Here is a 19,643-nt window from a genome sequence, read left to right on the forward strand (position 1 = left end):
CTTTCCCAGCGCTCCGGAGGGAAGACGGGTTGGAAAGAGCAGGGCCCAGAAAGACAGCATTACTTATCGAAGCAAGCTTGCTGGCTTGTTTGTTATATGTGCTCGTCTGGATCGTTGCATTTCGAAAACCTGCATAGTGCGGCACTACAAGGGGTTCGGGTCCCTGCTGGCCTGAAGCTCCGGGGGCAACCCCTGCAATCAGGAGCACAGCTGCAACAACGCTTGACAGTTTGTTCATCGTGGATCTGGTCATGGTGGACCTGGTCATGGCTGATTTCCTCTTTCTCGTGGTCGCGTTTGTCGTGGTCGAGTGGTCGCACGCCTTGCATGCATCCCGAAGTCTAGAGCACATCAAGTCGGTGTCAAGCCCTTTTTTGCAGCGCCCGAAATCGTCCCGATGTCCTCCGTCCCGATGTCCTCGCGTGCGATCCTGCCGCGGGACCGACAAATTGCAGTGTTGTTGTCCACAGCGTTGGGGTTAAGATGCCCCGCGCCGGCAGGACGTTGGTTCCCATGGGCGGGGGCGGGGCCCGAGCAGGAACACGAGCAGGAAGGAGACGTGACAGGTGCAGTCGCCGGAAGCATGTCCAGCGTTGGTCCTCGGAAATATTTCGGACACCGGACGGCGCCACAAGCTTTCTTCTCAGAGCTCGGCAGGATGTCAGATTATGCCCCGCATAAAACACGGAAGCGACGGACGGTTCATGGAGCACCAATCCTCACGCACGAGCGGAAATGTTGGCCATCATCGGCATCCGCTGACAAGTCCGAAGCCGCTCAGTCGAGGCCCTCGTAGCGCTTCTGCGCCTCCGCCAGCGCGGGCTTCAGGCCCTTCGCATTCGTCGTCTTCTGGAACTCCTCGTACTCGGGCACGGCGTTGAAGGTCAGCATTGACTGCATGTCCTGATACCAGTCTGTCGCCGACCTGATGCCCTGCAACTCGTAGATGCGATTGAGGTAGAGCTTGTGCGCGCGCTGCATGGCGCTCGGCATGCGGGCGACCAGCCGCGCCTTCTTCAGTGTCGCGGCTTCGAGCTCGCCGGGTTGAACGACCTCGGTGACGAGCCCCATGGTCCTGGCCTCGGCCGCGGTCACCTCGCGACCGGTCAGCATCAGGTCCTTGGCGGTCTTCATGTCGACAAGCCATGGCATAACCATGCTCATGCCGGCGATGCCGTAGCGCATCTCGTTGTAGCCGAGCCGCGTGTCCGAGGTGACGATGGTGATGTCGCAGAACAGCGCGAGCTCAAAACCCTTGCCGATTGCGCAGTAGTGCACTGAGGCGATGACCGGCTTGGAGACCCGCCAGGCCGCCATGAACTCATGCTGCTGGTCGTTATAGGCGTTGCGGTAGTCGTAGATCGTCTTGAAGTCGTCGCCGGCATCCTCCTTGAGGTCGTGGCCCGAGGAGAAACCCCTGCCCGATCCGCGGATCACGATGGCGTTCACCGCCTCGTCATGCTCGGCCCGCTCCAGTCCGTGACACAGCTCGCTCACCAGCTTCGCGTTGAAGGCGTTGAGACACTCGGGCCGGTTCAGCGTGAGCCAGCAGATCTTCTCGTCGTCGACCTCGTAGAGGAGGTGCTCGTAGGTGGTGTCGGTCATGAATGTCCCCGTCAGGAAATAACTCCGTTGCGGCGCTGCGCCGCAATCTCATCGGTGGTGAAGTCGAAATCGGCCAGGATGGCATAGGCTCGAGCGCCAGATGCAGCGGACGGGCGCTGGATCGCACCCGGCGTCTCCGAGAGCCGCGGTGCGATCCCGGCCTGTTCGATGCCGAAGTCGGTTCGGATCATGTTGCCGATCTCGCGGCGAAACGCCATGCGATCGTGGCGATGCCCGTTTCCCGTATCGCTGGCGACGAGTTCGAGCTGCAGGAAGGTGTTGAGGGAAAGCCGGAACCAGACGTCACGCCATTCCGCCTCGACATCGGTGCGATCCGGCGCGCTCATGCCGCGGCTCCACGCCTGAGGACACGGACGGCGGACTCGACTTCCTCGCGTTCGGAGTAGCAGACGATCATATGGCGTTGGCCGCTCGTGGTGACATAGGTGCCGCGCGCATGCAGGACACGGCGGTTGTCGATAAAGGCGGTCTCGCCGCGCCGGAGCCGATGGAACACCCGGTTCGCCGGATCGCGCGTGAGTGTGGCGTAGCGGCGGTAGGCGGCATAGAGCGGCTCGACGAGGTCAAACTCGGTCATCAGCGGTTCACGCAGCCAGTGCGTGTCGCGTACCTCGACCGGGCGGCCAACCTTGTCGAGGGTGATCAGCGGTGCATGGGAGACGTACTCGGTGTCGGGATGCCGGTTCGCCATCGTCCAGGGAATCGTGGTCAGCAGACGGAAGTCCTCGGGATGATCGCGCCGCAGGATCTCCGCGATGTGGAACCCGTCGGTCCACGAGCTCTCACCGCCGTCGACCGTGTTCTCGACGCAATGGAAGATCTGGATGCCGGGCATGTGTTCGCGCGTCGGCCCGTCGACATGCGGCGTGATGACGATGCCCTTGTTGGCGATGTATTCGCCGTCCGGCTCATAGACGACGCTGGCGTACTTGCCCCAGTTCATGTCCCGCACGATCAACAGCGCCTCGACCCAGCGGGCAAAGGCATCCGGGTCGGCGGGCGTGTCGGTGACGACCGTCAGGCCGAGCCGCTGCAGTGCCTCGAACCAGCGCAGCCGCGTGGCCGGATCGTCGCTGATCGCGTTGCCGTCGAACAGGGGAAGTGAGGCCTGCAGGTTCGCACCCCATGTCGTGCATCCGGATTGTGCGGTGTCCGACTCTCGCCTGTCGTAGCAATGCGCCCGCAGCCAGCCGGGATGATACGCACAGGGCCCGGTGCCGTCTGACCAGTCGACCATCAGTGTTCCGTCGTCACCCGCCGACACCGCGCCGGGAACGATGTCCTGACCGAAGTCCAGGATGTCGAACACACGCTCACGCGAATGCGCATCGAGATAGGCCGGGCCCGCCGCGTTGTCGCGCAGCCAGACCGCGTGAAACCGCGCCGTGGTCCCGTCGGCCCAATGCACAACGACCATGCGGTCCTGCGCGACGGCCAAGACAATGCCTGGCTCCATCGGATAGGTCCGGAAATCGGGGGTCGCCACGACAACGGTCATGATGCGCTCCTCATCGGGGTCCCGGTCTGCCGCAGGACCATGTCGACGGCAACCGCGCCCTGGTCCCGCGGACGGATCAGCAGCGGGTTGACTTCCAGTTCGACGAGATCGGGACCGATCTCGCAGGCGACCGCGGCAATCGCGGCAATGGCGCCGAGCACAGCCTGACGGTCGCCTGCGACGGCACTGCGGAAGCCCCGGCACAGGGACGCTGCGGCGAGGCCATCGAACGCCCGTTCCAGACCGGCGGGATCGGCCGGCAACAGCACGACCGAACGGTCGGCGATCAACTCGGTCATGGTACCGCCGGTCGCAAGCGTCATGGCGAGACCGACATGCTCAATCCGTGTCACGCCGACCAGGAGTTCGGCCACGGCATCACTGACGAAGCTCTCGACGAGAAAACGGTCGGTCGCGATCCCGGGATCATGCGCCCGCACCGATGCGGCAATGGCATCCATCGCCGCGGCCACGCCCGCACCATCGGGTATATCGACCACGACGGCGCCGAGGTCGGACTTGTGGAGCACGGCATCGTTCGCGAGTTTCACCACATAGGGCCCGTCGAACGGGATGGCCGGCGCGCTCGCGTCGCGGCGCTCCACGACAATGCTCTCGGGAATCCGCAGTCCCGACGCGGCAGCCCGTTGTTTGGCCTCGTGTTCACCGAGTGTCATCACCGGGCCCGCGCTCGGCGGGGCAGAGGCGAGCAGGATGTGCTCGTCCGAGCGCTCAAGGCACGCGCGTCGCAGCGCGCCGTAGCGGACGGCATTGGCGACCGCCTGCATGCCCTCACGCAGGCCCTGGAGCGGCGCGATGCCGAGTTCGACATGGAGGCGCTTGGCGTCCTCGGGAAAGCTCTCCGGGAAGATGGTGACCGTTGCGCCCTTCACGCCGGTCTCCGCGACGACGTCGGCGAAGCCCAGGAATTCCTGCCGCCAGGCCTCGATCTCCCAGATACCCGGACGCGGATAGTTGCAGACGTTCAGTGCCACATCGTAGCCGTCGGCCAGAAGCGGACGGTAGCAGTCGGCCTGCTCGGTGCGCTGGCCCCAATACACGGTCGTGAGATCGAGCGGGTTCCCGGGCGTCGCGATGTCGGGGAGAAGCTGGCCGAGCGCATCAGTGGCCGTCTCGCTTGGCAGAGCGACGTCGAGACCGCAGCGCTCGGCTTCGTCGCCGGCAAGCGACGAGTGCATGCCCGAGGCCGTGACGATCGCCGTGCGCTTGCCGGATGGGATGCCCGCGACCGTGAGCATCTTGAGCGTCTCGGTCATCTCCGGCAGGTCGCCCACGCGCAGGATGCCGAGGCGATCGAAGAGGGCATCGTTGACGGCTTCGGGGCTGGTGAGCGAGGCGGTGTGCGAGAACATGGCCCGCGCGCCGGCATCGCTGGCGCCGGCCTTCATCAGAACGATCGGCACGCCCTGTCGGAGCGCGCGATGGGCCACGGCGCAGAGCTGCGGCACGTCCGGCAGGCCTTCGACGTAGACAGCCAGGGCCCGGACCCGCGCGTCGTCGAGCACGATGTCCATGCACTCGGGGATCGTGACATCCATCTGGTTGCCGAGGCCGATCATGTGGGTCAGCGGCACGTCGCGCATTGATGACAGCAAATCGAGCATCACGCCGCCGCCTTGGGTGACGAGCGCGGTTCCGACGCCGGGATCCTGGAGACCGAAACGCTCCATCATGACGGCGGCACGGACCTGAAAGTTCACAAAGCCCGGGCAGTTGGGGCCAAACACCGGCATCTCGCCAGCCGCTTCGGCCAGCCGGTCCTGAAGCAACGCACCGTCCTTGCCGATCTCGGCGAACCCGGCGGCGTTGCAGACAACCGCTGCGGCACCGAGCGCTCGCAACTCCGGGACGATCTCCAGCGTCCGTTCCCGGTTGACGCAGACAAAGGCCACGTCGGGTACGAACGGCAGGGCGTCGAGCGACGGAACGCACGGCAGACCGCCGATGCGATCGCGCCTCGGGTTCACGACCGCAACGTCGCCCTCGAAACCAAGCTGATGAAGATAGGCGATACCTGCCTCCACCCAGCCGCCGCCGACAAATGCGATGCGCTCGGGTGCCAGCGCCCGCTTCAAGCGCACGCGGCGCGAGGGTGCGATTCCGAGATCGTTCATCAGGTCCTGCATCGGTCTTCTCGGTGTGACGTCGCTGTCCAACGTGTCGAGCAACGCGCTGACAGGCCATGCCGAGAATGCTACAAACCAGGCAGATTCGGACAAACACGATGACGCAGCCCGTCCGCGCCCAGTACCAACCCGTCAATCTTGTGGTGCTTGTCGTGACGCAGTTTCCGTCCATGGCCGCATCCACGCTGACGACCATCTTCCGTGTCGCCAACCGGGAACTCGGACAGACACTCTACCGCTGGCAGATGGCCTCAGCCCATGGCGGCATCGTCGAGGCGAACGATGGCAGCCGGGTCGTGACCGAGGCCTGCGCCTCGCTTCGCGAAACCGCCAACATCGTCTTCGTTCTCGCCTCCTACACGCCCCTCCCCAGGATCGAGGCGCCACTTCGGTCCTGGCTTCGCGCGCAGCGGCGCCAGGGTGCACGACTGGTCGGCGTCGAGAGCGGCACGCGGATTCTCGCGCAACTGGGTCAGCTCGGCGATCACGCCGTCGCACTCCATCCCGAAGACGAGGCGTCGTTTCGCGAGGCCTGGCCCGACCAGCCGATCCATCGCGGCCTCTTCAACATCGATCGCGGCGTGGCGTCGGTCGCCGGGGTCAGTGCAACGACCGACCTCGCGCTGGCACTGATCGAGCACGATGTCGGCACACTGCTCGCCGACCAGGTGGCGCGTGTCTGTCTGCACGCGCGACGGGACGCCCTGGGCCGGGTGGTCGAACCTGCGCCCGAACATGGACGGACAACCGTTCTGGAGCGCTGCCGCGCCCTGATGCAGAACAATCTTCAGGAGCCGCTGCGCCTGACCGAGCTCTGCCGAAAGCTTGAGATCGATGAACGCCGGCTCCGCCGCCTGTTCCGGAAGGCGCTCGGCGTCTCGCCGATGCGCTACTATCAGGCGCTGCGCCTGACCGAGGCGCGCTACATGCTTGTCGGCACCGACATGGCCGTGACCGACGTGGCTCTCGCTTGCGGTTTCGACGACCCGTCGTCCTTTGCACGGGCCTTCCGCGGTCACTTCGGCTTCGCGCCCTCGACCCAGCGCGAACCCTATGTCGGCCTCTTGCCATCGCCGTTCTGGCCGGAGGAACGGGACGGCGGTCCAGACCGTGACTGACACCATATCTTGCGGTTCCTGTCACGGGATCGACAAATTGCAGTGTTGTTGTCCACAGCGTTGGGGTTAAGATGCCCCGCGCCGGCAGGACGTTGGTTCCCATGGGCGGGGGCGGGGCCCGAGCAGGAACACGAGCAGGAACACGAGCAGGAAGGAGACGTGACAGGTGCAGTCGCCGGAAGCATGTCCAGCGTTGGTCCTCAACGCCGACTTCCGTCCGTTGAGCTATTTTCCGCTGTCGCTGTGGTCCTGGCAGGACGCCGTGAAGGCCGTCTTCATGGAAAGGGTCCAGACCCTTTCCGAATACGACCGGGTCGTCCGCTCGCCCAGGCTGGAGATACAGCTGCCGAGCGTCATCGCACTCCGTGAGTTCGTTCCGCTCAACAAGCGGCCCGCTTTCACGCGCTTCAACGTCTTCCTGCGCGACCGGTTCTCCTGCCAGTACTGCGGCAGCCGGTTCGAGACACGCGAACTGACCTTCGACCATGTCATGCCACGCAGCCGCGGCGGGCGGACAAGCTGGGAAAACGTCGTCACCGCCTGCAGCACCTGCAACATGCGCAAGGCCAACCGAACGCCACGCGAGGCCGGCATGCCGCCTCTCGCCGTGCCGGCCTCTCCCACCACGTACCAGTTGCGCGAAAACGGGCGGGCCTTCCCGCCCAGTTTCCTTCATGAGGACTGGCGCGATTACCTCTACTGGGACAGCGAACTCGAGAGCGACTAGAGTTGGAACCGCTCCAGCTCCGACAATCCGTCATCGAAGTGTGGATATTGGCCCGCGTCCTGCCCATGAGGCTGCAACGCCTGGACCGACCATGCCCCGGCTTTCGACCTGCTGGCGAACAACGTCATATTGCCGGGTGTCCGACATCACACGCGGGTCGACAGCCAGATGGCGACGCGGGTACCGGCCTTCACGGCACCGGTCAGCACGGCATGTAGAGGCGCGTCGGCAGCGCCGTGCTCGAGCGCCGTATCACGATGATGCTGCTCGTCGGCCCGGAACGCCTCGACGGTCGCCCGGAGGTCGGCCTCGTCGTCACCGAGACGCCTGGCCTGTTCGGCATAGTGCTCATCGATCACGCTTTCGACCGCTTCGGTGCAGGCCATGGCCGCCTTTTCACCGAGAAGGGCGGATCCAACGCCCAGGGCATACCCGGCGACATGCCAGATCGGTGAGAGCGCGGTCGGCCGGACCCGGCGCTCGGCGATCAGGTCGTCGAACCGATCCAGGTGGCGCTGTTCCTGATCTGCCATCCCGAGGATGACCTGACCGGCCTTTGTGCCGCCCAGAACGGCAAGCTGACCGTCGTAGATGCGCCTGGCACCGTACTCGCCGGCGTGGTCGACGCGGATCATCGATTCCACGAGGTCCCCGCGGCTGCGGTCGCCCGGCAGCAGGTCCTCGCCTGTGATGCGTGTTCGGCTCATGCCCGGCTCAACCCCGTCTTCCGCAGACTCCAGGCCGCCACCCCCGCGAGCAGGCTCGAGATCATCATGTTGTAGCCCGCCATCGAGATCCCCGCGAGTGACCAGGGCACCTCGTCGCAGCGCAGGATTGCCGTCTCCCACAGGGCCGCCTTCAGCTCCTCGACCGTCTGGCCGACGACATCGCCGGCACCGCAGAACGAACTCTCGATCCAGCCCTGCTCGACCGCCACGTGGTAGCCCGCAATGCCCATGCTGGCGACGAAACAAAGCGTCAGAAGGGCCAGCAGCGGAGGGGCCACACTGCCGCGCCCGGCGAAGGCCGTCGCCAGTCCGACGACAAGACAAGCCGCGTGAGCCCAGCGTTGCGAGATGCACAGAGGACAGGGCTGCAAGCCCTCGACGTACTGGAAATAGAACGCGCCGGCCAGCATCAGCCCGCTGGCGAGTGCCAGAAGCCCCCCCAGGGCGCGGGGGCCGTCGGTGATCAGGGGCTTTGCCTCGTCAGCCATGGGACATCATGTCGTCGCGCCGGGACATCGCTACAAGAGCCACTTCACCGATGCGAATCCGGCAAGGGCGACAAGGAACGAAACGGTCGCGACGAGCGCCAGGCGCTTTTCGATAAAGTTGCGGATCGGCGGTCCGAACCAGTGCAGGAGAGCCGCCTCAAGCAGGAAACGCAGCCCGCGCGAAACCAGCGATGCCACGATGAAGACGACGAGGTCGAGGTGCACCGCGCCCGAGGCGACCGTCACGACCTTGTAGGGGATCGGCGTGAAACCGCCCGCGAAGACGATCCAGGCAGCCCACTCGGCATCGAGATCGTCAACAAGATCAGTGTAGGCGTCCTCGAGGCCGTAAAAGGCCAGGATCGGCTGGCCGAGACCCTCGTAGAGCAGCGCGCCGATGGCATATCCCAGCACGCCGCCGATCACGGTGCCGACCGTCGCCACACCGGCATAGAGCCAGGCCCGCTTCGGCCGGGCGAACATCATGGGCAACATCATCGCCTCGACCGGGATCGGGAAAAACGAGGCTTCCGTTGCCGACAGGACAAAAAGCCACCACACCGCATGGCGATGTGCAGCAAGTTCCATGGTCCGGTCGTAGAGACGTTGCAGCATGGCGATTCCGGGGCGATTCCGGGCGGGTGCGACCCTATAAACGCTCAATCAGGCGATGTCATCCGGCCTTATGCGGTCCGGTCCGAACGGCATGGCTGGACCGGACCGCCGGGACCCTGGGCAGCCCGCTCGTCGTCAGGACACCGGAGGGACCGCAGGCTGCCATGGTCCACCGGGTGCCCTTCGTCAATCCAGACAAGAGCAGGATGCGCGGTGCCTGAGCGCCGCACAGCTCCGCTCAGAGGCAGTCCGCCAGGGTGTTGGCCATGTTCCGGAGGAGCTGCGGATAGAGCTCTGGACCGGGCTCCAGATCGGCACCGAGCGGATCCATCACGCCTGTGTTGGCGTCGGTGCCGTCAAGGACCGTCGCCACGAGGCCCGGATTGAACTGGGGCTCTGACAGGACGCAATCGATTCCCTCGTCCTGAACACGACCCTGGATTTCGGCGATCCGGGCCGGGCTCGGGTCAGACGCATCGCCCAGCGAGATCGCGCCCGACGCCGGGACGTCGAAGTCGGTCTCGAAATACTGATAGGCGTCGTGGAAGACGATGAAGCTGCCGCCACGAACCGGATCGAGGGTCGCGCTGATTTCGGTGGACAGGGCCTCAAGCTCCTCGCGCGCCTCGGCAGCATTCGCCTGATACGTGTCGGCGTTGTCCGGATCGGCTTGCGAAAGCCCAGCGGCGATGATGGTCAGCCAGGTGCCGGCATTCCGAGGCGAGAGCCAGGCATGCGGATCATGCTCGCCATGATCATCGTGACCGTCATGATCCGCGTGATCGTCGTCATGGTCATCGTGACCGTCGTGATCCGCGTGATCGTCGTCATGGTCATCGTGACTGTCATGATCCGCGTGATCGTCGTCATGGTCATCGTGACTGTCGTGATCCGCGTGATCGTCGTCATGGTCATCGTGACTGTCGTGACCCGCGTGATCGTCGTCATGGTCATCGTGACTGTCGTGACCCGCGTGATCGTCGTGGGCATGGGCCTCGAACAGGGCACCTTCCCGGCCATCAAGCAGGACGGTCCCGTCCGCCTCAAGCAGGGTCGTCACATGGGCTTCCGCCGCCAGGGTCCCGATTGCATCGTCCATCCAGGGGGTGAGGTCCTCGCCCATCCAGAAGACGAGATCGGCTTCCTGCAACGCCTCGGCTTCAGAGGGCCTCAGGGTGTAGCCATGGGGGGTCGCGCCGGACTGCACGATCAGGCTCGGTGTGCCGACGCCGTCCATGACGCGAGCGACCAGGGAATGCACCGGCGCGATATCGGCAGTCACGTTCGGAACATCCGCCAGGGCCGTTCCGCTCATCAACACCGTTGTGAACGCTGCAAGCGACGTGAACGTTCTGGACATCATCACCTCCTTGTGATTTTATAACGTTGTGATTTTATAACATTTCAGCCGCATAACAAATCCAGCATCCCCTGACAAGGGAGGCACGGTGCGTGTCTGCCGGGAATTCACGCATGATCGGTTTCAAAACCCACAATCACGCGACATGTGTCGGGCAGGCCCTGGCGGCAGCCGAAGACCGCTGCGCGTCCGACGGACTGCGCCTCACACCCGTCCGTCGCAAGGTGCTCCAGATTCTGTTGCAGCAAAATACGGCGCTGGGCGCGTACGCCATTCTCGACCCTCTGAGGGCGGCGGGTTTCAGCTCTCAGCCTGTGGTGGCCTATCGCGCACTCGATTTCCTGTCGCGGCACGGGTTCGTTCACAGGGTCGAACGCCTGAACGCTTTCATCGCCTGTTCTCATCCCGGCGAGAACCACACACCGGCCTTCATGATCTGCCGCCTTTGCAACATCGTCGCTGAAGCCCGATCGGCTCCCGCCAGGGGTCAGCTCGGTGCTGCCGCCCGGGCCGCAGGCTTCCGGATTGAAAGGGCCGTTGTCGAAGCGGAAGGCGTCTGCTCCTCCTGCGCCGACAAGGCCGACGCATGAGCCTTGTCTCGGTTGAGAATCTGACCGTCGCCTATGGCGCGAACACGGTGCTTCGCAATGTCTCCATGACCCTGGAGCGCGGCGAAATCGTGACCATCGTCGGCCCCAACGGCTCGGGCAAGACAAGCCTGCTGCGCGCCATCATCGGCGCAGTCAGGCCCGCAGCGGGCCGGATCCAGCGGACGCCGTGCCTCGGGATCGGCTACGTGCCGCAGCGATTGCAGATCGATCCGACCCTGCCGATCACGGTCGAACGCTTCATGCGGCTGACCGATCGGGCCTCAAGCGCCGCGTGCGAGGCGGCCCTTGTGACCGCGGGTGTCCCCGACCTTCTCGAACGGCAGATGACACAGGTGTCGGGCGGGCAATTCCAGCGCGTCCTGCTGGCTCGTGCCCTCATCAACAGTCCGGATGTCCTGCTTCTCGATGAAGCCACGGCGGGTCTCGATCAGCCGGGCTCGGCTGCGTTCTATCGGCAAATCGAGGCGGTCCGCCACGACACCGGCTGTGCCATTCTGATGATCAGCCACGAACTTCACGTCGTGATGAGCGCCTCGGACCGGGTGATCTGCATCAACGGTCATGTCTGCTGCGAGGGCACACCGGACGTCGTGGCGTCGGCGCCCGAGTATCGCGCGCTCTTCGGCAGCGGCACCGGCGGCGCACTCGCCCTCTACAAGCACGATCACGATCACGATCATGATCGCGCACAAAGCCACGAGGCCGCCCGGTCGTGCTCGACGATTTCATGACCCGTGCAACCTTGGCCGGGATCGGCGTGGCATGTGCGGCCGCTCCCCTGGGGTGTTTCGTTGTCTGGCGGCGCATGGCTTATTTCGGCGACGCCACGGCACATGCCGCGATCCTCGGTGTCGCACTCGCGCTCACGCTCCAGGTCTCGATCTTTGCCGGTGCGATGGCTGTCGCGCTGGTGATGGCCTGCACGGTCACGGTGCTGACCGGGCGCGGCTACGCCATGGACACGCTCCTGGGCGTGATGGCCCATTCCGCGCTGGCGTTCGGACTGGTCGCGGTATCGTTCCTGTCAGGCATCCGCATCGACCTCATGGCCTATCTGTTCGGTGACATCCTGGCGGTGTCCCGGATCGATCTTCTCGTGATCTGGGGCGGCGCGGCCCTGGTGTTCGGCCTGATCGTCTGGCGATGGTCGGCCCTGCTTGCGTCGACCCTGAACGAAGAGCTGGCCTATGCGAGCGGGATCGACCCCAGGCGCGAGCAACTGGTGCTGACCCTGTCTCTCGCCATCACCGTGGCCGTCGCGATCAAGGTCGTGGGCGTGCTCCTGATTGCCGCTCTGCTGATCATCCCCGCCGCCGCCGCGCGGGGCCTTGCCCGCACGCCCGAGGCAATGGCCCGGATCGCGGCCGTGATCGGCACCATCTCGGCGGTCGCAGGCCTGCAGGGTGCCTATGTGTTCGACACGCCGGCAGGTCCGTCGATCGTCTGCGTCGCAGCGATCATCTTTGCCGCCCTGAACCTCATCCGCTGGCGAACCCGAGGCGGCCTGAAAGCCTGAGGCCATGCTACGATGCCGCAACGCCCGCACGCGCGATCGACGCGCGACGCCTCCGGGCGAATTCATCGAGCCCCAGACATCGACAAGGCCAGACATCGACAAGGCCAGACATCGACAAGGCCAGACATCGACAAGAAAGGTCAGGGGCAAATCCGACGCAGGAAGGGAGAGATTGCGGCCACCCCGTGGTCGTGCGCTTGACCCTGTGGGGAAGCATCGCCATGTTCGCCGCCACGGTGCCTCTGTGGCGGAATTGGCAGACGCGACAGACTCAAAATCTGTTGTCCGAAAGGGCGTGGGGGTTCGAGTCCCTCCAGGGGCACCAGTCAACCGTCGCAAGCGTCTCGCGCCCTCAGGGCTGACTGCAATCGCGGCCGGAAGCGCAGGAAGAGGCGATAGCCTCTCTCCGTGACCCAGGCGAACGGCTGCACACGGAGCACGCGGGCGAATGAACGAAAGATCGGCAGCTCAAGCCACAACCGGGTGAAAGCCGCCCCGCCCGAGACCAGGTTTCCGTCACTGTCGAGAACGTGGAATCGAGCCAGGGCGGTCTCGCGATCGAGCCCGCACACGACGGATGACGGGTCGGTGCTGGCGACATCGACCCAGCGGACCGCGTCGGCACCATCCTGACGACGATAGAAGGCGATCTCGCGCGCACACAAAGGGCACGCGCCGTCGTAGAACACGGTGACAGGTTTCTGTTGAGCGTTCGACATCAGCGGACATGACCGACAATCAAGGCAATGAAGAGGCTGACCGGGAGCATCGCGAACGCAGCTCCGGTCCAACCCTGGTTACGCCTCGGGGCCGACATCGGATGAGCCCCGGACGGCGAGCCTGCCGGAGCGCGGCGACAGGTCCCGACCGCCCGGTCGATGACAGCACCGATCCGTTCCCGGTCCTCTCCGAACCGGCTGTCGCTCCAGCCCCTGGCGGCGAGGCCCGCCGCGACCGCTGCACGCATCCCGTCGCGGGCGAAGCTGCTCCCGGCAACCGGACGCATCAGGGTCGCGCACTGTTCACGTGGCAGCGCGGGGAAGACGTTGAATGCATGTCACCCGGCCAATCCGTGACCAATCGCGGCCGGAAGCGCATATTGGGGCGCACATCGGGCGCAGCGATTGCCCGATGCATCCCCCGTGCCCTACATTGCGCCGGCAGCGCCTGACTGTCGAAACCGGACTCTGACGTTCGGGCTGTTCAAGTGCGCGTGAACGTCAATCCACCGAATCCTTTGGATCAACACGAGGAGACGAGAGAATGGCTTGTACCGGAACATGGGGCACCGGAACACGGGATGTGGGTGGCAGGATCCGCCACGGGATCGCGGGCGCAATCCTGGCAACGCTGATGCTGACCGGTCAGGCCGGGGCGCGGACCGAAGACGGATCGATACCGCTGCACATGGCGGCGATTGGCGGCACAGCGGAGAGCGTGGAGGCCCCGGTCGCTGCCGGAGCTGACATTGAGGCGCGGGACAGGCACGGATGGACACCGCTGCACATGGCGGCGGGTGGCGGCACAGCGGAGATCGTGGAGGTCCTGATCGCCGCAGGGGCTGACATCGAGGCGCGGGACAGGCACGGATGGACACCGCTGCACGTGGCGGCATTTCTGGGTACAGCGGAGACCGTGCAGGCTCTGATCGCCGCAGGGGCTGAGATCGGAGCGCGGACCGAAGACGGCTTGCTCGCCGCCCATCTTGCCGAAGACAACGCAGCGGTGCGCAATCATGACGTGTTCCGGACGCTGAACGAAGCGCGGTTCGACTGACCGGCGGGGCCGGGATCGGGGTGCGAAACGAAGGCGGCACGCGTCCCGTCGATCTTGCCGCACAAGGCCGCGGCTTCCGGCGACGTGGAAGCAATAAACACCCCGGCCCCGATCCCGGCCCCGACGCCGTGTTGAAACAATCCACGTCCCGTTGAATCCAGCGTCGTCCAGCCCGATCCGGTTGCGGAAGGTCAGGCCTTGGGGCGCCTGTTGTCGGGGTCATAGACTGACCGTTCGAGCCGCGTGGCAGAGCGTTCGTCGCCGAGAACGAGCACGTCGAAGCGGTCACGCTTGCCCGCGGCGGCCTCGACGAACCCAAGCGCGATGCACTTGCCCGTGCGGTAGCCGTGCGAACCCGAGGTGACAAAACCGACCGGCTTGCCGTCGGCCAGAATCGGACTGTTGGCGTGGGGATCGCTGTCGCCGGGTGCGACATCGAGCATCACGAACGACCAGTCCGCCGGCTTGTCGCGTGCTGCCAGCACCGCATCACGACCCCGGAAGGCGGGTTTGTCGAAAGCGATGAAGCGATCGATCCCGGCATCGAAGGGTGTATACTCGACGCCGAACTCCGCCTGCCAGCCGTGATAGCCCTTCTCGATCCGCATCGCGTTGAGCGCGTAGGAACCGAAGTCGCCGAGACCGAACGCCGCGCCTTCCGCCCGGAGCGCATTCAGCAAAACGGCAGCGTCGCCGGGAGCGACATGAAGCTCCCAGCCGAGTTCCCCGACAAAGCTGACCCGCAGTGCCTCGACCGCCACACCCGCAAGCGTGATATGACGCGCGGACATCCATGGTGCCGCCTCGCGCGAGAGATCGTCGGATGTCAGACATGACAGAAGAGCACGCGACCGGGGACCCATCACCATCAGCGTCGCCCGGGAGCCCGACTCATCGGCCAGCGAGACACTGCCGGTCGTCGGCAGGAGACGCTGGAAGATGTCGAAATCCCGTGTTGCCGCCAGCGTCGGACCGAGCAGGACAAAGTCGTTCTCGCTCCATCGCGTGACCGTGGCTTCTGTCTCGATCATGCCGCCGGGGGTCAGGAGATAGCGCAGGCCGACCCGTCCCACGGCTGGCAGGCGACCGCAGATCAGGCCGTCGAGCCAGGCAGCCGCACCCTCGCCCGACACATGGTAGCGGGTGAACCCGCTGTGATCCATGACGCCGACCCGGTCGCGCACGGCGAGGCACTCCTGTGCCACGGCCGGCATCCAGCCTTCATGACGGAAGCTCGGATGGCCGTCGTCAGGCACGTCCCCGGTCCGGAACCACAGGGCGCGCTCCCAGCCGCCCATCTGTGCGAACACCGCGCCGCGTTCGGCCATGGTGTCATGGAGCGGGCTGCGTGAGACCGGCCGCGCCGACTGCCAGACCCGGTGCGGCCAGGGCGGGGCGTACTGGTTCTCGTAGAGTTCGGCGACGCGGGCTGCCGCAAAATCGGCGGTGGCCCAGGCACCGAAGCGGCGGGGATCCCAGGCCCAGTTGTCCCATTCGGTCTCGCCCCCGGTGATCAGTTCGGCAATGGCCTTGCCCACCGCCGGTCCCTGACAGAAACCGATCTGCACCGCGCAGGCATGGTAGGCGTTGCGCAAGCCCGGCGCCGGTCCGGCCAGGGGCTGCGCGTCCGGCGCATAGGGAATCGGACCGTTGACGCAGCGCTGAATGCCGGCCTCGGCGATCAGCGGCATCATCGTGACGGCATCCTCGTAGATCGCCTCAAGCTGCGCCAGATCGTCGGGGAAGAGCTCCTGACCGAAATCCGCCGGCACACCGTCGCGCCAGACGATGTTGGCATCGTGGCCGTAGGAGCCGAGCAGAAGCCCGTCGCGCTCGCGCCGCGCGTAGAACTCGCCGTCGGGGTCACGCACGATCGGGAAACGGCCGTCCAGCGCCGCGACCTCAGGCACGGCGTCGGTCACCACGTACTGATGGGCGAGATTCGCGATGGGCAGGTCCTGGCCCATCATCGCACCGACCTCGGCACCACGGAAACCGGCCGCGTTGATCACGATCTCGCACCGCACCGAACCCGTCGCCCCCCGCACGACCCAGTCGTCACCGTCGCGCTCGATGGCCTCCACCGGATTGTGGCGCATGACACGCGCGCCCAGGCGGCGGGCTCCGGCAGCCACGGCGTGGACGACCTGGGCCGGATCGATCACGCCTTCGGCGGCGTCGAACAGACCGCCGACACTGTCACCGGCTTCGAGGAACGGATGCAGCGCCTCCATCTCGGCCGGGCTCACGATCGTCATGTCGAGGCCCTGGGCGCGGGCAATCCCCGCGACGTAGTTGAGGTGGTCCATCCGTTCGGCCGAATGGGCGGGATAAAGACAGCCGTCGATGTGGAAGCTGAAAGGGTCGTCGACCGTGCGGGCGAGCTCCTCATAGAATCCCCTGGCATAGGCTTGGGCCCGCATGTTGCCCCAGCTTCCCGAGAACGCGGTGACGTGGCCTGCAGCGTGCCAGGACGAACCGGCCGTCAACTCCTCGCGCTCGACCAGCAATGTATCGGTTTCGCCCATGCGAGCGAGCTGGTAGAGGCAGCAGACACCGCTCATGCCGCCGCCGATGACCACAATCCGGGCCTGCTCCATCTCAGTGGTCCCGCAGCAGGGTGCCGTACCCTTCGATTGCGTCGTTGATGTCGAGCCGACGCAGGGCCTGCCAGTAGAGCGCTGCGTTGCAGGCGACGAGCGGCAGGCCGTGGCGCTGTTCGAGTTCGTCGATCAGGCCAACCACCGGCAGCGCCGTGCCAACCTGCAGGATGGCATCGATGCCATCGACAGCGACCTCTGCAACGACGCGCCGGATGTCCTCAAGCGAGGTCTCGACGATCGCCGGCAGCGATGGCGCTTCCGTGCCCTTGATCGCAACGACCTCGAAACCCGCTGCCTCCGTATTGGCCTTCACGTTGGCATCGATCTCGGCGTTGAACGGGGTCACCACCGCGATGCGTTTCGCACCAAACGCCTGAAGCGCGGCATAATCGGCGGCCGAGGCGTTCACGACGGGAATGCCTGTCACCTGCTCCAGTCCAGCGCATCGGTCGGCCAGCCTGGCCGGGCCACCGGGACCGGCATCGGTCGTCAGCCCGATTGCCAGAAGCCTGGGCGAGCAGTCCATCAGCCTGGACGCCTCGTCGTCGAGGTCGTCGGAGATGCGCTCGCCGCCCAGCCGGAAACGCTGCATCTGGTTGGTCACACCATCGGGCCGGAGCATGGCGAGTTCCGGTTCGACCACGGTGTTCATGGCCGGTGTCATGACACCGATAACGGCGCGGTGTCCCAGGGTGTCGGTCATGAGCAACCTTTCAGGTGGTCGTTGAGGCCGGTCATGCCCCCGACATAGATGAGTTCGCCGACGATATGCTCGAGCTCGGCCGCGTCTGCGGGATCGCAGGTCAGCGTGCATTCCCAGATGCCCAGCGTCTTCGCGCCCTCGGTGATTTCGACAAACCGGTTGGTCGAGACGTAGTCGTTGCAGGGCAGCGGGCCCTCGACGATGTCGTATGTATAGGCGTGCTCGCGGTCGGAATGCGCCAGCAGGGTCTCGCGCCAGATCGAGCCGTCCGCCCCGTCGAGATGCCGGATGGAGCCGACCGACGTCGACGTGCCGGACTCCATGCGCGATGCCGTGACGCCCGGGTTCCAGGTGGCGACACCGTCGAAGGCGCGGACGGCCTCCCAGACGCGCGCAATCGGTGCGTCGAGCACTAGGCTGCGAAAGACATGCATCGGGTCTGCTCCTTGATCAGGGATCGAGACGAATGGGGAAGCGCATACGAATCTCGGTCTGCGCGGCGGCCGAAAGATGCGAGGACGGCGGACTTGAGAGAATCTCGTCGACCCGGGCCCTGGCCCGCTCCCAGATGCTGGTGCCCCCCGCCGCCTGCCAATCGTCGACGCTGTTGCGGTCAGCGAGACGGGGATAGACGTATTCGGTCTTCATGAGCTGCAGCGTCTCGGGCTCACCGAGATAGTGACCCTCGCCACCGACGACCCGTGCGATCGCGTCGAGATCAAGGCCGCCTGCCTCAAGGTCGACGCCACGGACCGAACGCAGAATGGCACCGCACATCTCGTCGTCGATCACGAGAGCCTCGGGGCTCGCCACCATGATCGAACCCAGCATACCGACCGAAAGGTTGATCATGTCCGCACCGGCGTGGGCGGAGAGCGCCACGGTGTAACCCTTCTCATAGCCTGCCTGCGCATCGGCGATCTTGGCGTCTGTGATCCCTGCCGAGACGGTCGACGGCAGACCGAGATGGAGCAGGAGCTGCGCCGCCGCCGCGCTTGCGACAGCAGCCTCACCGCTGCCACCCGACATGGCACCGGTCCGGAGATCGGAGATGAAGGGCATGAAGGCATAAATGCAGGGATGGCCGGGCCGGATCGCCTCAACCAGCATCATGCCCGCCAGGCACTCGGCGAGGCCCTGCGCCAGTGAACCGGCGAGTGAGGCCGGGCTTGTCGCACCGGCCTGCCCGGCCGAACAGATCTGCGGGATCATGCCGGCCCCGATCGCCTCGGCAAGCACGGCGCAGCCCTCGGGCGCAAAGCGCAGCGGCGGCACGACATGAACCACGACCGCCATGCAGAAGGGTTGGCGACGGAATCGCCCCTCGCCGCCGAGCGCCTTGTCGAACATGGACGCCACGGGTGCAACGTGGTCGGCGCTGTCGAAGCTGATCCCGATCGGCTTGGCAGTTCCCGCCATGCAGGCGAAGGCCGTGTTGATGTCGAGCTCGAACGGATTGTCGAGGTCGCGTGCGATCAGCGGGCGCAGACCGTAGCTGACGTTCTCGCAACGATCGAGCACACGCATCATGCGCGAGAGATCGTCGAGCGTGCTGTCGCGATAGCCGCCATCCCGCGCATCGAGAACCTGAACGGCCGCGCCGCCCGTTCCAGCGTGAACGGCACCGCCGCCGATCTGAAGACCTGTCGAATCGAGAAAGCCCGGGAGGGCGACTGTAGACGGTGCGCGAGAGAGAACGTCCTCGACGGCGGAGCGCGGGAAGAAGACACGGCCGTCCCGCATGTCGGCCGCGCCGGCCGCAAGGAGGCTGTCAAGGATTCCACCGGGTGCGGCAAGCCCGATCTGTTCCAGGATACCGAAGGCGGTGTCAACGACCGCCGAAACGCCCGCGCCATCCAGCGGGCAATAGCAACCGCCCAGCGGTACCGGAAGAATGACAGCCCCGGTCGTGGCCGCCGCCCGTTCGCGTCGTGTCTGACGGACCCGTCGTGTCGCTGCCATAAGCCTGTGCTGTCCCAGAGAGCAAGACCCGCCGATGGCGCGGATCCAAGAAAAACGATTCAACAAAGATGACACGCACACAAGATGCGAGCGTGAACAAATTCCACCGCTGTTGCGGTCAGTCGACCCAGGGATTGTCGGGCAGGTGCCCGACGACAGTGACGG

Annotated in this window: 19 protein-coding genes and 1 tRNA gene; 7 read left to right on the forward strand and 13 right to left on the reverse strand. The window is 65.5% G+C overall.

Annotated elements, in window-relative coordinates:
• Nucleotides 1–777 precede the first annotated feature (777 nt).
• From GDA49_00005 to GDA49_00020, 4 genes are read right to left on the reverse strand one after another with little or no spacing between them, the layout of a single operon-like run.
• Nucleotides 778–1,605 (reverse strand): enoyl-CoA hydratase/isomerase family protein, encoded by an 828-nt coding sequence (locus GDA49_00005; protein MBC6438807.1) that lies wholly within the window; start codon nucleotides 1,603–1,605, stop codon nucleotides 778–780.
• Nucleotides 1,606–1,616: 11 nt separating this feature from the next.
• On the reverse strand, nucleotides 1,617–1,952 hold the full coding sequence (locus tag GDA49_00010) for a hypothetical protein (protein MBC6438808.1): 336 nt from the start codon (nucleotides 1,950–1,952) through the stop codon (nucleotides 1,617–1,619).
• Nucleotides 1,949–3,124, reverse strand: coding sequence for a TauD/TfdA family dioxygenase (locus tag GDA49_00015; GenBank protein ID MBC6438809.1), 1,176 nt, complete (start codon nucleotides 3,122–3,124; stop codon nucleotides 1,949–1,951). Before GDA49_00015 ends, GDA49_00010 begins: the two co-directional genes overlap by 4 nt.
• Complete coding sequence (locus GDA49_00020) at nucleotides 3,121–5,259, reverse strand: acetate--CoA ligase family protein (GenBank protein ID MBC6438810.1); 2,139 nt, start codon at nucleotides 5,257–5,259, stop codon at nucleotides 3,121–3,123. Before GDA49_00020 ends, GDA49_00015 begins: the two co-directional genes overlap by 4 nt.
• A gap of 110 nt (nucleotides 5,260–5,369) precedes the next feature.
• On the opposite strand from GDA49_00020, the gene GDA49_00025 reads away from it, so the two are divergent.
• Both GDA49_00025 and GDA49_00030 read left to right on the forward strand, forming a co-directional pair.
• The gene (locus tag GDA49_00025) at nucleotides 5,370–6,389 is read left to right on the forward strand and encodes a helix-turn-helix domain-containing protein (protein ID MBC6438811.1); all 1,020 of its coding nucleotides are present in this window, start codon (nucleotides 5,370–5,372) and stop codon (nucleotides 6,387–6,389) included.
• 166 nt (nucleotides 6,390–6,555) lie between these two features.
• Entirely contained in the window at nucleotides 6,556–7,116 is a 561-nt protein-coding gene (locus tag GDA49_00030; GenBank protein MBC6438812.1) for an HNH endonuclease, read from the forward strand.
• Between the two features lie 146 nt (nucleotides 7,117–7,262).
• Here the strand turns inward: GDA49_00030 and GDA49_00035 are convergent, their stop codons facing one another.
• The 4 genes from GDA49_00035 to GDA49_00050 form a co-directional block, all read right to left on the reverse strand.
• The gene (locus GDA49_00035) at nucleotides 7,263–7,823 is read right to left on the reverse strand and encodes a demethoxyubiquinone hydroxylase family protein (protein ID MBC6438813.1); all 561 of its coding nucleotides are present in this window, start codon (nucleotides 7,821–7,823) and stop codon (nucleotides 7,263–7,265) included.
• A complete protein-coding gene (locus tag GDA49_00040; protein MBC6438814.1) occupies nucleotides 7,820–8,332 on the reverse strand; it encodes a disulfide bond formation protein B in 513 nt (170 codons plus the stop codon). Before GDA49_00040 ends, GDA49_00035 begins: the two co-directional genes overlap by 4 nt.
• A gap of 30 nt (nucleotides 8,333–8,362) precedes the next feature.
• Entirely contained in the window at nucleotides 8,363–8,947 is a 585-nt protein-coding gene (locus tag GDA49_00045; GenBank protein MBC6438815.1) for a DedA family protein, read from the reverse strand.
• 238 nt (nucleotides 8,948–9,185) lie between these two features.
• Nucleotides 9,186–10,307, reverse strand: coding sequence for a zinc ABC transporter substrate-binding protein (locus GDA49_00050; protein ID MBC6438816.1), 1,122 nt, complete (start codon nucleotides 10,305–10,307; stop codon nucleotides 9,186–9,188).
• 113 nt (nucleotides 10,308–10,420) lie between these two features.
• Between GDA49_00050 and GDA49_00055 the strand changes: the two genes are divergently transcribed.
• The 4 genes from GDA49_00055 (at nucleotide 10,421) to GDA49_00070 (ending at nucleotide 12,759) form a co-directional block, all read left to right on the forward strand.
• Nucleotides 10,421–10,897, forward strand: a complete 477-nt coding sequence (locus GDA49_00055) for a transcriptional repressor (GenBank protein ID MBC6438817.1) — start codon at nucleotides 10,421–10,423, stop codon at nucleotides 10,895–10,897.
• Nucleotides 10,894–11,649, forward strand: coding sequence for a metal ABC transporter ATP-binding protein (locus GDA49_00060; GenBank protein ID MBC6438818.1), 756 nt, complete (start codon nucleotides 10,894–10,896; stop codon nucleotides 11,647–11,649). The genes GDA49_00055 and GDA49_00060 overlap by 4 nt, the downstream gene beginning before the upstream one ends.
• A complete protein-coding gene (locus GDA49_00065; protein MBC6438819.1) occupies nucleotides 11,631–12,434 on the forward strand; it encodes a metal ABC transporter permease in 804 nt (267 codons plus the stop codon). Before GDA49_00060 ends, GDA49_00065 begins: the two co-directional genes overlap by 19 nt.
• Before the next feature lie 238 nt (nucleotides 12,435–12,672).
• Nucleotides 12,673–12,759 (forward strand) — tRNA-Leu (locus GDA49_00070).
• A gap of 1 nt (nucleotide 12,760) precedes the next feature.
• Here the strand turns inward: GDA49_00070 and GDA49_00075 are convergent.
• Nucleotides 12,761–13,153 (reverse strand): DUF393 domain-containing protein, encoded by a 393-nt coding sequence (locus tag GDA49_00075; protein MBC6438820.1) that lies wholly within the window; start codon nucleotides 13,151–13,153, stop codon nucleotides 12,761–12,763.
• A gap of 544 nt (nucleotides 13,154–13,697) precedes the next feature.
• Between GDA49_00075 and GDA49_00080 the strand changes: the two genes are divergently transcribed.
• On the forward strand, nucleotides 13,698–14,210 hold the full coding sequence (locus GDA49_00080; GenBank protein ID MBC6438821.1) for an ankyrin repeat domain-containing protein: 513 nt from the start codon (nucleotides 13,698–13,700) through the stop codon (nucleotides 14,208–14,210).
• Nucleotides 14,211–14,401: 191 nt separating this feature from the next.
• On the opposite strand, the gene GDA49_00085 is transcribed toward GDA49_00080, so the two are convergent.
• From GDA49_00085 to GDA49_00100, 4 genes are read right to left on the reverse strand one after another with little or no spacing between them, the layout of a single operon-like run.
• A complete protein-coding gene (locus GDA49_00085; protein MBC6438822.1) occupies nucleotides 14,402–16,810 on the reverse strand; it encodes an FAD-dependent oxidoreductase in 2,409 nt (802 codons plus the stop codon).
• A gap of 1 nt (nucleotide 16,811) precedes the next feature.
• Nucleotides 16,812–17,516: a hypothetical protein gene (locus GDA49_00090; GenBank protein ID MBC6438823.1), complete on the reverse strand. Its 705-nt coding sequence runs from the start codon at nucleotides 17,514–17,516 to the stop codon at nucleotides 16,812–16,814.
• A complete protein-coding gene (locus tag GDA49_00095; GenBank protein ID MBC6438824.1) occupies nucleotides 17,513–17,950 on the reverse strand; it encodes an SRPBCC family protein in 438 nt (145 codons plus the stop codon). Before GDA49_00095 ends, GDA49_00090 begins: the two co-directional genes overlap by 4 nt.
• Nucleotides 17,951–17,966: 16 nt before the next feature.
• The gene (locus GDA49_00100; GenBank protein ID MBC6438825.1) at nucleotides 17,967–19,478 is read right to left on the reverse strand and encodes a trimethylamine methyltransferase family protein; all 1,512 of its coding nucleotides are present in this window, start codon (nucleotides 19,476–19,478) and stop codon (nucleotides 17,967–17,969) included.
• Nucleotides 19,479–19,643: the final 165 nt, after the last annotated feature.

The sequence above is a fragment of the Rhodospirillales bacterium genome, from assembly GCA_014323865.1.
Classification (GTDB): domain Bacteria; phylum Pseudomonadota; class Alphaproteobacteria; order SP197; family SP197; genus SP197.

Coding starts and splice junctions, on each gene's coding strand:
- GDA49_00025 (MBC6438811.1), top strand. CDS start 5,370: ATGACGCAGCCCGTCCGCGCCCAGTACCAACCCGTCAATCTTGTGGTG.
- GDA49_00075 (MBC6438820.1), bottom strand. CDS start 13,153: ATGTCGAACGCTCAACAGAAACCTGTCACCGTGTTCTACGACGGCGCG.
- GDA49_00015 (MBC6438809.1), bottom strand. CDS start 3,124: ATGACCGTTGTCGTGGCGACCCCCGATTTCCGGACCTATCCGATGGAG.
- GDA49_00045 (MBC6438815.1), bottom strand. CDS start 8,947: ATGCTGCAACGTCTCTACGACCGGACCATGGAACTTGCTGCACATCGC.
- GDA49_00060 (MBC6438818.1), top strand. CDS start 10,894: ATGAGCCTTGTCTCGGTTGAGAATCTGACCGTCGCCTATGGCGCGAAC.
- GDA49_00095 (MBC6438824.1), bottom strand. CDS start 17,950: ATGCATGTCTTTCGCAGCCTAGTGCTCGACGCACCGATTGCGCGCGTC.
- GDA49_00005 (MBC6438807.1), bottom strand. CDS start 1,605: ATGACCGACACCACCTACGAGCACCTCCTCTACGAGGTCGACGACGAG.
- GDA49_00050 (MBC6438816.1), bottom strand. CDS start 10,307: ATGTCCAGAACGTTCACGTCGCTTGCAGCGTTCACAACGGTGTTGATG.
- GDA49_00020 (MBC6438810.1), bottom strand. CDS start 5,259: ATGAACGATCTCGGAATCGCACCCTCGCGCCGCGTGCGCTTGAAGCGG.
- GDA49_00035 (MBC6438813.1), bottom strand. CDS start 7,823: ATGAGCCGAACACGCATCACAGGCGAGGACCTGCTGCCGGGCGACCGC.
- GDA49_00100 (MBC6438825.1), bottom strand. CDS start 19,478: ATGGCAGCGACACGACGGGTCCGTCAGACACGACGCGAACGGGCGGCG.
- GDA49_00085 (MBC6438822.1), bottom strand. CDS start 16,810: ATGGAGCAGGCCCGGATTGTGGTCATCGGCGGCGGCATGAGCGGTGTC.
- GDA49_00010 (MBC6438808.1), bottom strand. CDS start 1,952: ATGAGCGCGCCGGATCGCACCGATGTCGAGGCGGAATGGCGTGACGTC.
- GDA49_00090 (MBC6438823.1), bottom strand. CDS start 17,516: ATGACCGACACCCTGGGACACCGCGCCGTTATCGGTGTCATGACACCG.
- GDA49_00080 (MBC6438821.1), top strand. CDS start 13,698: ATGGCTTGTACCGGAACATGGGGCACCGGAACACGGGATGTGGGTGGC.
- GDA49_00040 (MBC6438814.1), bottom strand. CDS start 8,332: ATGGCTGACGAGGCAAAGCCCCTGATCACCGACGGCCCCCGCGCCCTG.
- GDA49_00055 (MBC6438817.1), top strand. CDS start 10,421: ATGATCGGTTTCAAAACCCACAATCACGCGACATGTGTCGGGCAGGCC.